14 protein-coding genes are annotated in these 16,127 nt (G+C 68.6%); 12 read left to right on the top strand and 2 right to left on the bottom strand.

The genetic code is table 11. The features are described from left to right. Positions 1-57 precede the first annotated feature (57 nt). The 3 genes from P3H15_RS02915 to P3H15_RS02905 all read left to right on the top strand — a co-directional run bounded on the left by P3H15_RS02915 (position 58) and on the right by P3H15_RS02905 (position 3,863). Positions 58-603: a hypothetical protein gene (locus tag P3H15_RS02915; RefSeq protein WP_276135858.1), complete on the top strand. Its 546-nt coding sequence runs from the start codon at positions 58-60 to the stop codon at positions 601-603. Between the two features lie 171 nt (positions 604-774). Further along, positions 775-2,064, top strand: coding sequence for an MFS transporter (locus P3H15_RS02910; RefSeq protein WP_276135964.1), 1,290 nt, complete (start codon positions 775-777; stop codon positions 2,062-2,064). 161 nt (positions 2,065-2,225) lie between these two features. Beyond that, positions 2,226-3,863: an AMP-binding protein gene (locus P3H15_RS02905; RefSeq protein WP_276135857.1), complete on the top strand. Its 1,638-nt coding sequence runs from the start codon at positions 2,226-2,228 to the stop codon at positions 3,861-3,863. 19 nt (positions 3,864-3,882) lie between these two features. Here P3H15_RS02905 and P3H15_RS02900 read toward each other — a convergent pair whose 3' ends face one another. Next, positions 3,883-4,467, bottom strand: coding sequence for a heme-binding protein (locus P3H15_RS02900; protein WP_095860946.1), 585 nt, complete (start codon positions 4,465-4,467; stop codon positions 3,883-3,885). Positions 4,468-4,631: 164 nt separating this feature from the next. Between P3H15_RS02900 and P3H15_RS02895 the strand changes: the two genes are divergently transcribed. The 3 genes from P3H15_RS02895 (at position 4,632) to P3H15_RS02885 (ending at position 6,874) form a co-directional block, all read left to right on the top strand. Further along, positions 4,632-5,834: a sensor histidine kinase gene (locus tag P3H15_RS02895; protein WP_276135856.1), complete on the top strand. Its 1,203-nt coding sequence runs from the start codon at positions 4,632-4,634 to the stop codon at positions 5,832-5,834. Further along, on the top strand, positions 5,831-6,457 hold the full coding sequence (locus P3H15_RS02890) for a response regulator transcription factor (RefSeq protein WP_276135855.1): 627 nt from the start codon (positions 5,831-5,833) through the stop codon (positions 6,455-6,457). Before P3H15_RS02895 ends, P3H15_RS02890 begins: the two co-directional genes overlap by 4 nt. A 147-nt stretch (positions 6,458-6,604) precedes the next feature. Next, positions 6,605-6,874: a GlsB/YeaQ/YmgE family stress response membrane protein gene (locus tag P3H15_RS02885; RefSeq protein WP_276135854.1), complete on the top strand. Its 270-nt coding sequence runs from the start codon at positions 6,605-6,607 to the stop codon at positions 6,872-6,874. 49 nt (positions 6,875-6,923) lie between these two features. Here the strand turns inward: P3H15_RS02885 and P3H15_RS02880 are convergent, their stop codons facing one another. Next, complete coding sequence (locus P3H15_RS02880) at positions 6,924-7,565, bottom strand: TetR/AcrR family transcriptional regulator (protein WP_276135853.1); 642 nt, start codon at positions 7,563-7,565, stop codon at positions 6,924-6,926. 116 nt (positions 7,566-7,681) lie between these two features. On the opposite strand from P3H15_RS02880, the gene P3H15_RS02875 reads away from it, so the two are divergent. The 6 genes from P3H15_RS02875 to P3H15_RS02850 are packed head-to-tail and all read left to right on the top strand — an operon-like array spanning position 7,682 to position 15,780. After that, on the top strand, positions 7,682-9,271 hold the full coding sequence (locus P3H15_RS02875; RefSeq protein ID WP_276135852.1) for a carboxyl transferase domain-containing protein: 1,590 nt from the start codon (positions 7,682-7,684) through the stop codon (positions 9,269-9,271). A gap of 14 nt (positions 9,272-9,285) precedes the next feature. Continuing rightward, entirely contained in the window at positions 9,286-11,295 is a 2,010-nt protein-coding gene (locus P3H15_RS02870; RefSeq protein WP_276135963.1) for an acetyl/propionyl/methylcrotonyl-CoA carboxylase subunit alpha, read from the top strand. Continuing rightward, positions 11,292-12,452 (top strand): acyl-CoA dehydrogenase family protein, encoded by a 1,161-nt coding sequence (locus P3H15_RS02865; protein WP_276135851.1) that lies wholly within the window; start codon positions 11,292-11,294, stop codon positions 12,450-12,452. The genes P3H15_RS02870 and P3H15_RS02865 overlap by 4 nt, the downstream gene beginning before the upstream one ends. Then, the gene (locus tag P3H15_RS02860; protein WP_276135850.1) at positions 12,449-12,949 is read left to right on the top strand and encodes a MaoC family dehydratase; all 501 of its coding nucleotides are present in this window, start codon (positions 12,449-12,451) and stop codon (positions 12,947-12,949) included. The genes P3H15_RS02865 and P3H15_RS02860 overlap by 4 nt, the downstream gene beginning before the upstream one ends. Next, complete coding sequence (locus P3H15_RS02855; protein WP_276135849.1) at positions 12,946-13,779, top strand: CoA ester lyase; 834 nt, start codon at positions 12,946-12,948, stop codon at positions 13,777-13,779. Before P3H15_RS02860 ends, P3H15_RS02855 begins: the two co-directional genes overlap by 4 nt. A 60-nt stretch (positions 13,780-13,839) precedes the next feature. Further along, a complete protein-coding gene (locus tag P3H15_RS02850; RefSeq protein WP_276135848.1) occupies positions 13,840-15,780 on the top strand; it encodes an acetoacetate--CoA ligase in 1,941 nt (646 codons plus the stop codon). Positions 15,781-16,127: the final 347 nt, after the last annotated feature.

Below are 16,127 nucleotides of genomic sequence, written 5' to 3'. Positions count from 1 at the left end.
AGGTCCGACCGGGTCTGCGGAGAACCGCCCTGGACGGGGTGTGACGAGGAGAGATCTATGGCCTTCGCTGGCAATGTGGACGAGTTGGCCCTGCTGCAGGCGGTCCGGTTGAAAGAGCAGGTCAGCGCGGCGGTACTCGCCGAACATCTCGGTGTGAGCGCCGCGTCCGCGCAGGCTGCGTACGACGCGCTCCTGACCCAGGGCAAGGCGCAGGAAGCCTCGGACGGCCGGATCGAGCTCACCGGCGCCGGGCTGTCGGAGCTCGAGGACCAGCTCGACGCCGAGCGGGTGTCCATCGACGAGGATTCCATCGCCGAGGTGTACGAGAGCTTCGTGCCGTTCCACGAGGAGTTCGTCGGACTGATCGACACGGCCGATGCCGATCAGCTGGCGGACCTGGACCGTCGTGCGTCGGTCGTGTTCGACGACCTGTCGGCGTTCGTGCCCCGGTTGTCCCGCTACCAGGACCTGTTCGCCGATGCTCTCGCGAAAGTTGCTGCGGGGGAGACGAAGTGGATCTCGGAGCCGGTGATCGACTCCTACGCCACCGTGTGGACCGAGCTGCGCAGGGAGCTGATCGGCGCGTCCGGCGCCACCGAGTGACGTGAGCCGCGTCACCACCCCCCTATTCGGGGGTGGTGACGCAGTGAGCCGGATCACTACTTTTCCTCTCATCCGGGATACGCCCACCAGGGTGTTCCCCACGGACCACGGAGGAATCGAGTGACCACAGTCTCCAACTCGGGTGCGGGCGCCCCCCACGCCCCCACGCCGGTGCGACAGGGCGGTACCAGCGTCCGCAAGGTGGCCATTGCCAGTGGCATCGGCACGACCATCGAGTTCTACGACTTCTTCATCTACGGCACCGCCGCAGCACTGGTGTTCCCCACGGTGTTCTTTCCCGCCCTCGGCTCCACCGCAGGCACCGTCGCCTCCTTCGCGACCTTCGCCGTGGCCTTCGTCGCCAGGCCGGTGGGTGCGATGCTGTTCGGCCATTACGGTGACCGGATCGGGCGGAAGAAGACCCTGATCTCCACGCTCATCCTGATGGGCGTCTCCACATTCCTCATCGGCCTGCTGCCCGGCGCCGCGACGATCGGCGTCGCGGCCCCGATTCTGTTGGTGCTGCTGCGTTTCGGGCAGGGATTCGCCGTCGGCGGCGAGTGGGCGGGCGCCACGCTGCTGACGGCGGAGTACGCACCGCCGGGCAAACGCGGCCTCTACGCGATGTTCCCGCAACTCGGGCCCGCGGTGGCCTTCATCCTCTCCAGCGCCACGTTCCTCGTCACCGGCAGCCTGCTGGGCGACACCAACGAGGTCTTCCTCGACTACGGGTGGCGGATTCCGTTCCTGTTCAGTGCCGTCCTGGTCGGCATCGGTCTCTACATGCGCCTGGCGATCGAGGAGACGCCGGTGTTCCGCGCCGCGCAGCAGGCCGACCGTGCCGACGCGGCCCCGCGGACCCTTCCGCTGATGGACGCCTGGCGGTTCCAGACCAAGGAGATCCTCCTCTCGGCCGGTGCGCTGGCCACCCTGTTCGCGTTCTTCTACATGGGCACGGCGTTCCTCACCAGCTACGGCACCAAGACGCTCGGGTTCAGCCGCCCGTTCGTGCTGACGGTCGGGATCGCCTCGGCGGTGGTCTTCGGATTCACCATCGTCGTCTCGGCGCTGTACTCGGACCGGATCGGACGCCGTCGGGTCATCATGATCTCCTGCGGCCTGGCCGTCGTGTGGGCGCTCGCGCTGTTCCCGCTGCTGGACACCGGTTCGCCCGTCGCGTTCACGATCGGCGTGATGGTCACGCTCGCCATTTTCGGGATCGCCTACGGTCCCTGCGGCGCCCTGCTTCCGGAAATGTTCCAGACGCGGTACCGCTACACCGGCGCGGGTCTCGGCTACAACCTCGCCGGCGTGCTCGGCGGCGCGGTGCCGCCGCTGATCGCCGCGCCCCTGGCGTCCGCGTACGGCAGTGTCGCGATCGGCGTCCTGCTCGCGGTGCTCGGCGTGGTGAGCCTGCTGTGCACGAAGGCCCTGGTGGAAACGAAAGACGACGCGCTCTGACGTCGCAGGCGGGGGGTGTCCGGACTTCGCACAGTTACCGGCACCCCTCGCCGTGCAGTATGCCCTGGATCACAACAACCAAGAGTAAGTTCGACCGCGGAAGGGCCTTCCGGTCTGCCCGTCCCGTAGGCGCCCGATCGGGCTCCTGGAGAGGAAGAGTGATGACAACCCCGCTTCCCAGCTACACCCACGGCGTGTGGGACGCCCCGATGCTCGGCGACACCATCGGAGACAACTTCGACCGGACCGTGGCGGCCCACGCCGATCGTGACGCCCTGGTCGACCGGCCGTCGGGGCGGCGGTGGACGTACGCCGAACTGAAGCGGGACGTCGACGCCGTGGCGGCAGGGTTGCTGAAGCGGGGCATCGCGAAGGGCGACCGGGTCGGGATCTGGGCGCCGAACTGCCCGGAATGGACGCTGATCCAGTACGCGACCGCGAAGATCGGCGCGATCCTCGTCAACATCAACCCCGCGTACCGGGCGCACGAATTGAAGTACGTGCTCGACCAGGCCGGTGTCCGGCTGCTCGTGTCGGCTCCGCAGTTCAAGTCCTCCGACTACGCGGCGATGATCGAGGAGGTCCGGCCCGAGTGCGGCGACCTCGAGATGGTCGTGCTGCTCGGGAGTGCCGAGTGGAGCAGGCTGGCGTCGGACGGCATGGCCGCGCATGCCGCGGACCCCGCCCGGCTGCCCGAAGCGCAGGCCGCGCTGTCTCCCGACGACCCGATCAACATCCAATACACCTCGGGGACAACCGGTTTTCCGAAGGGTGCGACGCTCAGTCACCACAACATCCTCAACAACGGGTACTTCGTCGGCGAGCTGTGCCACTACACCGAGAACGACCGCGTCTGCATCCCGGTGCCGTTCTACCACTGCTTCGGCATGGTGATGGGCAACCTCGCGTGCACGAGTCACGGCGCGACCATGGTGATTCCGGGTCCCTCGTTCGATCCGAAGGCGACGCTGCAGGCCGTCGAGGCGGAGAAGTGCACGTCGCTGTACGGGGTGCCGACGATGTTCATCGCCGAACTCGCCGACCACGACTTCGAGTCCTTCGACCTGTCCAGTCTGCGGACCGGGATCATGGCGGGATCACCCTGCCCGGTCGAGGTGATGAAGCACGTCATCGAGCTGATGGGGATGGCCGAGGTCTCCATCTGCTACGGGATGACCGAGACGTCGCCGGTGTCGCTGCAGACCCGGTCGGACGACACCATCGACCAGAAGGTCTCCACCGTAGGCCGGGTCGGCCCGCATCTCGAGGTCAAGATCGTCGATCCGGCAACAGGATTGACCGTTTCGCGGGGCGAGCCGGGGGAGCTGTGCACTCGCGGGTACTCCGTCATGCTCGGGTACTGGAACAACCCGGAGAAGACCGCGGAAGCGATCGACGCCGGACGGTGGATGCACACCGGCGACATCGGTGTGATGGATTCCGACGGTTACGTCGCGATCACCGGGCGGATCAAGGACATGGTGATCCGCGGCGGCGAGAACGTCTACCCCCGGGAGATCGAGGAGTTCCTGTACACCCATCCCGACATCCTCGACGCGCAAGTGATCGGCGTGCCCGACGCCAAGTACGGCGAGGAACTGATGGTGTGGGTGCGGATGAAGGAAGACACCGAACCCCTGGACGCGGCGAAGGTGCGCGAATTCTGCACCGGCAAGCTCGCCCACTACAAGATCCCGAAGTACGTGCACGTCGTCGACGAGTTCCCGATGACCGTGACAGGCAAGGTGCGCAAGGTCGAGATGCGTGAGCAGTCCCTCGACCTGATCGGGCACACCTGACCCGCCTCGTCGGACGGTATCAACCCAGGGCGCCGGCGATCGCGTCGAGACCGGCCGCCGCGCAGGCCTGATCCCGCATTCCGTCGGGGGCGCCGCCGACGCCGATACCCGCGATCGACCCGCTCGCCGATTTCACACTCACGCCGCCCGCGAGGAACAACGTGCCGGGCAGGTCGGCGACCGTCGCGCCGTCACCCTTGGCGCGTTCGCTCAGGTCGCTGGTGTTCGCGCCGAACGCGGCGGCGGTGTACGCCTTCTGCCGGGCCGCCTCCACGGTGTGCTGCGCGGCATTGTCTCCCCGCAGCATGGCCTGCACGTTGCCGTTGCGGTCGACCACCGACACGGTGACGAAGCCCAGTCCGTCGGCCTGGCACTTCGCGAGCGCCGCCTGCGCGGCGGTCTGCGCCGCCCCGACACCGAGACGGTTCTGGCTGACCAGGCCGTCCGCGCCGTCGACCGGGGCGGGTGCGGCGGCCGTCGCGACCGGAGTGGACGCCGCCGTCGCCTCGTCCGTCGTGGAAGCGCCGCACGCGGCGGTCGCGACGATCGCGGCCAGCGGGACGGTGATCGCCAGAATGCGGGGCAGGCGGTGGAAGGTGCGCATCGGAGAGCCTTTCGGGGAAGTGACGAGCTGACGTGACCAGCCTGGCCCGCAGGCACCGGTGACCGCATCGGGCCGACGGCGCTCCCGGACTCATCCGTCCGGCTGGGGCAGATCATCCGAACGGTGGATCCGCGACCCGCCGCACGTCCGTAGGATCCACAGACGTGACTGGACCCGTGGACGGAGTGGACAGGTCGGCCGGCGAGGGTCTGCGCGGCCCGCTCGGTACGGCCATCCACGTCTCCTTCTACGTTCTCCTCGCGACGTCGACGGCGCGGTACCTCACGTACCACGGTGTCAGCGGGCAGTTCGTCGTCGTGGTCGCGTTGATCGCGGCGCTCGCCGCGTTGTACACGTCGACCGTGGTGGTGGCGCGTCGGGGTGGTGCGTGGGAACCGTGGGTGTGGCCGGTGCTGACGACGTGGGCGGTACTCGTCTGGCTCGCGCCGAGTTTCGCGTGGTGCGCGTTTCCCATGTTCTTCCTGTGCACGAGGGCCTACCCGAGCCGTATCGCGTATCCCGTCGTCGGTGTTCTCGCCGTCCTCACGTCGCTGGCGTTCGTCACGTTCTCCGGGCGCACCGAGTGGGCGGTGCTGGTGGGACCGCTGTGTACCGGCGCGCTGATCGTCATGGCGTACAGCCAGATCGAGCGGGACGGCCGGGAACGGGTGCGGCTGCTCCGTCAAGTGGCGGAGACGCGGTCCCGGCTCGCGGAGACCGAGCGGGAGGCGGGGGTCCTCGCCGAACGCGAACGACTGGCCCGCGAGATCCACGACACCGTGACACAGGGACTGACGAGCAGCCTCCTCCGGCTCGAGGCCGCCGAGCAGATCTGGGCGCAGGCAGATCCGCGGGCGGAGGCGCGGGCCCGCGAGGACGTCCGCGTGGCGACCGGAACATTGCGCGAGAACCTGGCGGAAACCCGCAGTCTCGTGCACCATCTCGCAGCGCCCAACCTGGAATCCCAGCCGATCGACGCGGCGCTGCTCGCCGCCGCGCGTACCCACCACCCCCGGGCGGAACTCCGGATCGTGGGCACTCCGATCGCGATTCCTGCGGAGGTGGCGCACGCGCTGCTGCGGATCACCCAGAGCGCGGTCTCCAACATCACCCGGCACGCACGTGCCGAGACCGTCGGTGTCACCCTGACATATCTTCCGGACGCCGTCGCACTCGACATCTACGACGACGGTGCCGGTTTCGACCCCGCACCCACCGGACCTCCCTCGGACCGCGGCGGATACGGCCTGCGTGCGATGCGCACTCGCGTCGAGCAACTGGGCGGCACGTTCACCGTCGAGAGCGCACCGGGCGAGGGCACCGTGGTGGCCGCGCAGATACCGTGCGCGAGAGGAACCTCGGCATGACGACCGTGACCGTGCTGCTGGTCGACGATCACGCGGTCGTGCGCGCCGGACTGCGGGCGCTGCTCGACTCTCAGCCCGACATCGAGGTGATCGCCGAGGCGGGTACGGGCGAGGAGGCGGTCGACGCCGTGACCACCCACCGGCCGCGGCTCGTGACGATGGATCTGGCCCTCGGATCCGGCATCGACGGGGTGGAGGCCATCCGCCGGATCCGGCAGGTCGACCGGGATCTGCCGGTGCTGGTGTTCACGACGTACGACACGGACGCCGACGTCGTCCGCGCCATCGACGCCGGTGCCATCGGGTACCTCCTGAAGGATTCGACGCCGCAGGAGATCTTCGCGGCCGTCCGCGGCGCGGCGGCCGGCCAGAGTGTGCTGTCGCCGCCCGTCGCGTCGCGACTGCTGCAGCAGATGCAGCGCCCCGAGGAGGCACTCACGCCGCGGGAGGCCGAATTGCTGACCCTGCTGGCCAAGGGGATGACCAACAAGGAACTCGGCAAAGCCCTGTTCATCAGCGAGGCGACGGTCAAGACGCACCTCGCGCACATCTACTCGAAGCTCGGTGTCGACACCCGGGCCGCGGCGGTGTCCGTGGCGCTGCGACGGCAGGGCATCCGCTGAACCGGGGGATTCATGGTGGTACACCGCGTGAACCTTTTGGCAACGATTTGCCGAAGCCCTGTCGAACAGCTGTCCAGGTGGTTATGTTCGAAATGAGCGGTGACCTTCCGCTCGCACCATGAATTGCGTGTTGAGAGGACAAGGGCCATGGTCATGGACATCATCGGCACCATCATCTTCGGTGCGGTCATCGGCGTTCTGGCGCGTCTCGTGATTCCGGGAAAGCAGGCGATGGGGTGGGTCATCACCGTCGTCCTCGGCGTCATCGGTGCGCTGATCGGGTACTGGGTGTGGGAGGGGCTCCTCGGCAAGGGGGACACCGGAGGGATCGACTGGATCCGGTGGATCATCAGCATTGCCGCAGCGGCCGTGCTGTCGCTGGGGTACACCGCGATGACGAGCAAGAACCGGGTGTAACCACCCGGCTGTGCCTTGCGGCCCGTGAGTACTTATCAACCGCCCGCGGTTAAGAAGTACTCACGGGCCGCAGGCATGAGAACGTCATGTCGCGCAGCACTTTCCGGGTGCGCGACGGGGTGGCGGGGTCGGCGCTGTGCGGGGTCGAGTTGATGAGCCCGAAGGTGGCGTGCGCCTTGGTGCGGGCATCCGTCTCGTCCAGCGACGAATCCACCTGCAGCAGCACCTTCACCCAGATCTCCACGTAACGCCGCTGCGTCAGCCGGACCTCCCGGCGCGCGTCGGCGGGCAGGCTCTCCAGGTCTCGGTCCTGGATGCGAATGAGATCGGGTTCCCCGAGTGCGAAGTCGAGATGGAAATCGATCAGACCTTCCAGCGCCGCGTCCGGGGATTTCGCCTCCGCGGCGACGAGCGACCCGCCTTCGAACAGCCGGGTGCTGATCCCGACGAGCAGTTCGACGAGGACGGCGTCCTTGTTGGGGAAGTGCCGGTACACGGCGGGGCCGCTGATTCCCGCCGCGGAGCCGAGGTCCTCGAGGCGGACTCCGAGGAAGCCCCGTTCGGCGATGAGCCGGGCGGCGGCGTCGAGCAGCTGGCGGCGGCGATCGGCCTTCATCTGCTCGCGGCGCGTGATCGGGGCACCGTCGATGGTCGGGGTCGTCGCTTCGGTGCCGTCGACGTCTGCAGTCATCGCCTTGCTCTTTTCCGGGGTGCGGTCTGGACAACTCAGTTAATCACAGTTATCTTAGTTTCAGTTATCGAGCATTAACTCACTCGGCACGGGCGTCAAGAAAAGAAGGCGGCAGGATGGCACTGGGCGGAATCACTGCACGGGAGGGCTACCGGGCAGAGCACACGAAATTGGTCGACGAGCTGAAGTCGCGGCTGGCCGTGGCCGCGCGCGGCGGCAGCGAGAAGTCGCGCGAGCGGCACGTGAGCCGAGGCAAGTTGCTGCCCCGCGATCGGGTGGACACGCTGCTCGATCCCGGCAGCCCGTTCCTGGAGATCTCGCCGCTGGCGGCGAACGGCCTGTACGACGACGAGTGCCCCGGTGCGGGCGTCATCGCCGGCATCGGCCGGGTGTCCGGACGGGAATGCGTGATCGTCGCCAACGACGCGACCGTCAAGGGTGGCACCTACTACCCGATGACGGTGAAGAAGCACCTGCGGGCGCAGGAGATCGCACTGCAGAACCAGCTTCCCTGCATCTACCTCGTCGACTCCGGCGGCGCGTTCCTGCCCAGGCAGGACGAGGTGTTCCCCGACCGCGAGCACTTCGGGCGCATCTTCTACAACCAGGCCACGATGAGCGCGCAGGGCATCCCGCAGATCGCGGCGGTCCTCGGCTCCTGCACCGCGGGCGGCGCCTACGTGCCCGCGATGAGCGACGAGGCCGTCATCGTCCGCAACCAGGGCACCATCTTCCTGGGCGGCCCGCCGCTGGTGAAGGCCGCGACCGGTGAGGTCGTCACGGCCGAGGAACTCGGCGGCGGCGACCTGCACTCCAAGGTCTCCGGTGTCACCGACCACCTCGCCGAGGACGACCAGGACGCGCTGCGGATCGTGCGGAACATCGTCGCGACCCTCGGCCCGCGCGCCGAGCGGCCGTGGGACGTGATCAGCGCTGTCCCCGCGACGGCGCAGCAGACCGACCTGTACGACGTGGTCCCCACCGACCCGCGCACCCCCTACGACGTCCACGAGGTCATCGACCGCATCGTCGACGGCAGTGAATTCCAGGAGTTCAAGGCCGAGTACGGCAAGACCCTGGTCACCGGTTTCGCGCACATCGAGGGCCACCCGGTCGGCATAATCGCCAACAACGGTGTGCTGTTCGCCGAGTCCGCGATGAAGGGCGCGCATTTCATCGAGCTGTGCGACAAGCGCAAGATTCCGCTGCTGTTCCTGCAGAACATCGCCGGCTTCATGGTCGGTCGCGACTACGAGGCGGGCGGCATCGCCAAGCACGGCGCGAAGATGGTGACCGCGGTGGCGTGTGCGCGGGTGCCGAAGCTGACCGTCGTGATCGGCGGCTCCTACGGGGCGGGCAACTACTCGATGTGCGGGCGGGCGTATTCGCCGCGGTTCCTGTGGATGTGGCCGAACGCCAGGATCTCCGTGATGGGCGGGGAGCAGGCGGCGTCGGTGCTCTCGACGGTGCGCAGCGAACAACTCGACAGCGCGGGCAACCCGTGGTCGGCCGAGGACGAGGAGGCGTTCAAGGCGCCGATCCGCGAGCAGTACGAGGCGCAGGGCAACCCGTACTACTCGACCGCGCGGCTGTGGGACGACGGCATCATCGACCCAGCCGATACCAGAACTGTTCTCGGACTGGCGCTCTCGGTGTGTGCGAACGCACCGGTCGAGCCGGTCTCCTACGGCGTTTTCCGGATGTGAGTGGAATGACTGAAATGACTCGGATCGATACCGTCCTGGTGGCCAACCGCGGCGAGATCGCGGTGCGCGTGATCCGCACGCTGCGGGCCATGGGCATCCGTTCCGTCGCCGTCTTCAGCGAGGCGGACCGGGACGCGCGGCACGTCCGCGAGGCCGACACCGCGGTGCTGCTCGGCCCGGCCGCGGCGCGGGAGAGTTACCTCGTCATCGAGAAGGTGATCGAGGCGGCCCGCGCCACCGGCGCGCAGGGCATCCATCCCGGGTACGGGTTCCTGTCGGAGAACTCCAAGTTCGCCGGCGCGTGCGCCGACGCGGGCATCGCGTTCCTCGGCCCGTCCGCTCACGCCATCGAGGTGATGGGCGACAAGATCACCGCCAAGAACGCGGTGGCAAAGTTCGACGTTCCGGTCGTCCCCGGCATCGCCCGGCCCGGCCTGTCCGACGACGAACTGATCGCGGCCGCAGGCGACATCGGATACCCGGTGCTCGTCAAGCCGTCGGCGGGCGGCGGCGGCAAGGGCATGCGCCTGGTGGAGGAGCCGGGCGCACTGGCCGAGGCGCTGCGCAGCGCGCGGCGTGAGGCGGCGTCGGCGTTCGGCGACGACACCCTGTTCCTCGAGCGATTCGTGCTGCGGCCCCGGCACATCGAGGTGCAGATCCTCGCGGACGGGCACGGCAACGTCGTCCACCTCGGGGAGCGCGAATGCAGTCTGCAGCGCCGGCACCAGAAGGTCATCGAGGAGGCGCCGTCGCCGCTGCTGGACGAGGCGACCCGCGCCCGGATCGGCGAGGCCGCCTGCAACACCGCACGCAGCGTCGACTACTCCGGAGCGGGAACGGTCGAGTTCATCGTCTCCGCCGACAAGCCCGACGAGTTCTTCTTCATGGAGATGAACACCCGGCTGCAGGTCGAGCACCCGGTCACCGAACTCGTGACCGGCCTCGACCTCGTCGAGTGGCAGGTGCGGGTCGCCGCCGGTGAGCCGCTCGGGTTCACCCAGGACGACATCACCCTCACCGGCCACGCCATCGAAGCCCGCGTCTACGCCGAGGACCCCAGCCGCGGCTTCCTGCCCACCGGCGGACTCGTCGCCGACGTGGTCGAACCCGCAGGCCCCGGTGTCCGCGTCGACTCCGGGCTGCAGCCGGGCACGGTGGTGGGCAGCGATTACGACCCGATGCTGGCGAAGGTCATCGCCCACGCCGACGACCGCGCCGGCGCGCTGCGGAAACTGGACCGCGCGCTGGCCGGCACCGGTGTGCTGGGAGTGGTCACCAACATCGAGTTCGCGCGCTTCCTGCTCGCCGACCCGGACGTAGTGGCCGGCGACCTCGACACCGGACTGCTCGACCGGCGGCTCGAGGACTTCGCCGCCGCGGAGGCCACCGACGGCGCCCTGATCGCCGCCGCGGCGTTCCGGTGGTTGCAGCGCTGGCCCGAGCGGGCGCAGGCCGACCCGTGGGACGTCCCGAGCGGCTGGCGGGTCGGGACGCCCGCACCCACCAGCATCCGGTTGTCCTCGCCCACCCGCACCGACCACGTGCGGATCACGGGCAGCCCGTCCGAGGCCACCGCGCAGGTCGAGGACGGCGACACCCTGTCGCTGACCGCGGCGCTCGACGGGTCCACGCTCTCGGTGGTGATCGACGGCAGGCGCGAGACCTACCGGGTCGCCCAGACCGACGGGCACATCTGGCTTGCCGGGTCCGACGGCACGACGATGCTGCGTGAGGTCCGCGAACTCAGTGTCCGCACCGGCGACGTCCACGCAGGCGAGGCGGAGATCACCAGCCCCATGCCCGGATCCGTCATCGCCGTCGGCGCCGAGGCGGGCGCCCACGTCACCGCCGGCCAGACACTCGTCGTGGTCGAGGCGATGAAGATGGAACATTCGCTCACCGCCCCCGTCGACGGCGTCGTCGACATCCTCGTCGCGCCCGGTGACCAGGTGATGGTCGACCAACTGCTCGCCCGAGTCACCCCGCACACCGACACCACCGACACGAAAGAAGACGCGTCATGACCGAATTCCTTGCCACCGGCCAGCTTCCGGACGAGTACCAGCAGTTGGCGAAGACCGTCGCCGACTTCGCCAAGAACGTGGTGGCACCGGTCGCGGCGGAACACGACGCCAACCACACCTTCCCGTACGAGGTGGTGTCGGGAATGGCCGACATGGGCTTGTTCGGCCTGCCGTTCCCCGAGGAGTACGGCGGAATGGGCGGCGACTACTTCGCCCTGTGCCTGGCGCTCGAAGAACTCGGCAAGGTCGACCAGAGTGTCGCGATCACCCTGGAAGCCGGTGTGTCGCTGGGTGCGATGCCGATCTACCGGTTCGGCAACGAGGAGCAGAAGCAGGAGTGGCTGCCGCAGCTGACGAGCGGCAAGACCCTGGCCGCGTTCGGGCTCACCGAGCCGGGTGCCGGAAGCGACGCGGGCGGCACGAAGACCACCGCGAAGTTCGACAGCGGTGAATGGATCATCAACGGCAACAAGCAGTTCATCACCAACTCCGGAACCGACATCACCAAGCTCGTCACCGTCACCGCGGTGACCGGGACGAAGGACGGCAAGAAGGAGATCTCCACCATCCTCGTGCCGACGTCGACACCCGGCTTCACCGCCGAACCGGCGTACAACAAGGTCGGCTGGAATGCCTCCGACACCCACCCGCTCACGTTCGCGGACGTGCGCGTCCCGGAGGAGAACCTCCTCGGCGAGCGCGGTCGCGGGTACGCGAACTTCCTGCGGATCCTCGACGAGGGGCGCATCGCCATCGCCGCGCTCAGCGTCGGCGCCGCCCAGGGATGCGTCGACGAGTCGGTCAAGTACGCCAAGGAGCGTGAGGCGTTCGGACGGCCCATCGGCCACAACCAGGCCATCGCGTTCAAGATCGCCCGCATGGAGGCGCGCGCCCACACCGCCCGCACGGCGTACTACGACGCCGCCGCCCGGATGCTGTCCGGCAAGCCGTTCAAGAAGCAGGCCGCCATCGCCAAGCTCGTCGCCTCCGAGGCGGCGATGGACAACGCCCGCGACGCCACCCAGATCCACGGCGGCTACGGGTTCATGAACGAGTACACCGTGGCGCGGCACTACCGGGACAGCAAGATCCTGGAGATCGGCGAGGGCACCACCGAGGTGCAGTTGATGCTGATCGCGCGGGAGGCGGGACTGTGACCGCCGCGGAGAGCACCACGGATACCGAACCGAGGCGAATCGTCCAGCGGGGCCTGTGGTTCGAGGAGTTCGAGCTGGGCGCGGTGTACGAGCACCGCCCCGGCCGGACCGTCACCGAGGCCGACAACGTCCTGTTCACGACGCAGACGATGAACACCCAGGCCCTGCACCTGGATGCGGCGTACAGCGAGGGCACCCAGTTCGGCGAGCGCCTCGTCAACTCGATGTTCACCCTGTCGACGCTGGTCGGACTGTCGGTGGCGCAATTGACGCAGGGGACCATCGTCGCGAACCTGGGGTTCTCGGAGATCAGTTTCCCGAAGCCGCTGTTCCACGGGGACACGCTGTACGCGGAGACGAAGATCGCGGACAAACGCGAATCGAAGAGCCGTCCCGGCGAGGGCATCGTCACGCTCGAGCACACCGGCCGCAACCAGAACGGCGACGTGGTGGCGATCGCGGTCCGCAAGACCCTCGTCCAGAAGAAGCCGTCGTGAGCTGGGAACTGCCCGGTCCCGCCTGGTTGTTCTGCCCCGCCGACCGGCCCGAACGGTACGCGAAGGCGGCCGCGGCGGCCGACGTCGTGATCCTCGACCTCGAGGACGGGGTGGCGGCCGGCGACAAGGAGGCGGCCCGGGTCGCCCTCATCGACACCCCGCTCGATCCCGATCGCACCGTTGTGCGGGTCAACCCGGTGGGCACCGAAGACCACGAACGCGACCTGCTGGCGCTCGACGGCACCCGCTACACCCGCCTCATGCTGGCCAAGTGCGAGTCGGCCGACCAGGTGCTGTCGCTCGCTCCGCGCGAGGTGATCGCCCTGGTCGAGTCGCCGCTAGGTGCGCTCGCGGTCACCGAGATCGCGTTGGCGGCCAGCACCATCGGTGTGATGTGGGGGGCCGAAGACCTCGTCGCCGCGATGGGCGGCAACTCCAGCCGCCGCGACGACGGCAGCTACCGCGACGTCGCCACCCAGGTGCGGTCGTCGACGCTGCTGGCGGCCAAGGGTTATCACCGGCTCGCGCTGGACTCCGTCTACCTCGACATCAAGGACCTGGACGGGCTCCGCACCGAGGCCCTCGACGCCGTCGCCGTCGGATTCGACGTCAAGGTCGCCATCCACCCGAGTCAGGTCGCGGTGATCCGCGAGGCGTACGCGCCGTCCCGAGAGGACGTCGACTGGGCGACGCGGGTTCTCGCCGCCGTTGCCGACCAGCGCGGGGTGTTCGCGTTCGAGGGAAAGATGGTGGATGCGCCGGTCCTGCGTCACGCCGAGGCGATCCTGCGCCGCTCACAGGTCGGTTCGGCGGGGGACACGCCGGCCTGAGGTCGGCGGTAGGCGGCGAAAGAGCCCGGAACGGCCGCGCTCTCGGGGAAGATGGTGCCCATGGCTGCCGATCCGCAATGGGTTCCCACCGAAGCCGACGTGCGCGACGCGGTGATCACCGATTTCGCCGCGTTCGTCGCGCGGCGCCACAGTGTCACGGTCGACGACTACCGGTCGCTGTGGCGCTGGTCGGTGGCGGCGCCGGGGGAGTTCTGGCGGGACGTGTGGGACTACTTCGAGTTCCGGTCCGCCACCGACCCCGGGCCCGCCCTCGCCGACGCCGCGATGCCGGGCGCCGTCTGGTTTCCGGGGGCCACGCTCAACTATGTCGACCACGTCTTCCGGAACGCCCGCCCCGGCAGTCCGGCGATCCTGTACGCGGGTGAGGGCTGTGCCGACGTCTCGATCGGGTGGGACGAGTTGCGGTCCGCGGTGGCGGGACTCGCCGCGACGCTTCGCGAGCACGGCGTGGGGGTCGGCGATCGCGTGGTCGGCTACCTTCCGAACATCCCCGAGGCCGTCGTCGCGTTCCTCGCCACGGCGTCGCTCGGCGCCGTGTGGGCCGCGTGCGGGCAGGACTACTCCGCGCCGGCCGCGCTCGATCGGCTGGGTCAACTGGAACCGGCGGCGCTGATCACCGCGGACGGATACCGGTTCGGGGGCAAGGAACACGACCGTCTGGGGGCGGTGGCCGAGCTGCGCGCCGGGTTGTCGCCGGCCCTCACGGTGGTGGTGCCCCACCTCGATGCGGACGCCGCCGTCGACGGCGGCGTCACCTGGGCGGAGGCCACCGCCGGGGGCCGCGCACTCGAGCCCGTTCCCGTCCCGTTCGACCACCCGTTGTGGGTGGTGTTCTCCTCGGGGACCACCGGCCTGCCGAAGGGCATCGTGCACGGTCACGGAGGTGTTCTCCTCGAACACGTGAAGTCGCTGGCGCTCCAGCTCGACATCGGCCGCGAGGACATCTTTTTCTGGTACACCAGTCCCAGTTGGATGATGTGGAACTTCCAGACGGCGGGCCTGCTGGTCGGAGCCACGATCGTCTGCTACGACGGAAGCCCGTCGCATCCGACTCCGGATACGTTGTGGGCCTTGGTGTCACGACTGAGTGTCACGGTGGCCGGCACCAGTCCCGGATACGTTCTCGCGTGCGACAAGGCGGGGGTGATCCCCGTCCGCGACCACGATCTGAGCGCGCTGCGCGCGGTGGGAGTCACCGGATCGACACTGCCTGCGGCGTCGTCGCTGTGGCTGTCGGAGAACGTCGGTCGCCGCGTTCCCGTCGTGTCGATCACCGGTGGGACCGACGTGGTGTCGGCGTTCATCGGGGGAGCGCGCACCGTTCCGGTCTGGCCTGGGGAGCTGTCCGCCCCCTGCCTCGGGGTCGCCGTCGAGGCGTTCGACGAGTCGGGCCGGCCGGTGCGAGACGAGGTGGGCGAACTCGTCGTCACCGCGCCGATGCCGTCCATGCCGGTGTCGTTCTGGAACGATCCGGACGGAAAGCGTTACCGCGAAGCTTATTTCGAAGTGTTCCCCGGAGTGTGGCGGCACGGTGACTGGATCACGATCACCGATCGCGGGACCGTCCTCATGCACGGAAGGTCCGATTCCACGTTGAACCGCAATGGAATCCGGATGGGGAGCGCCGACATCTACCAGGTGGTGGAGAGGCTCCCGGAGGTTGCCGAGGCGCTCGTCGTCGGCGTCGATCAGGCGGACGGCGGATACTGGATGCCGCTGTTCGTGGTCCTCTCGAAGGGTGCGGAACTCGACGACGCGCTGAAGCAGCGGATCCGCGGAGCGATCCGGGAGCAGGCATCTCCGCGGCACGTGCCCGACGACATCATCGAGGCGCCGGGCATCCCGCACACCCGCACCGGCAAGAAACTCGAGGTGCCGCTCAAGCGAATATTCCAGGGTGCGGACGCGGGGCGGACGGTGGACCGCAGCGCCGTCGACGACCCCGGCCTGCTCGACTGGTTCGCGCGGCACGGACGCTGAGCAGCGACTCCGCCGATCTCAGTGTCGTTGGGCGCCAACGATTAGGTTAGTCTTACCTTTGTTTGGCGCCTCGAGGTGTGAGATATCTCCCGCCCGCCTCCGATCGGTCGCGCCGCAGCAAATACGACTAATCGGACACCGGAGATGCGGCTTTTCGGGGGCGCGTTCCAGATGCTGGGATGTGGCCGTGATGTCGCCGGTTCGCCTGTCCTCGCCGCGGTAGTGCCTGCGCATCTCCGTGGCAGGTCAGCGGGCGATCGGCCCTCGCCCGGATGCGCGCATCGCGGTGGTCGGGCGTCCAGTATTCCGCTCGATAGGGATCGGCGACGGACCTGGTCGGTTATTCC

Origin of the sequence: Rhodococcus sp. T2V, from assembly GCF_029269925.1 — a bacterium.
Taxonomy (GTDB): domain Bacteria; phylum Actinomycetota; class Actinomycetes; order Mycobacteriales; family Mycobacteriaceae; genus Rhodococcus_F; species Rhodococcus_F koreensis.
The sequence above is the reverse complement of the archived record's forward strand: the minus strand, read 5'-3'. Positions and strand labels throughout refer to the sequence as shown.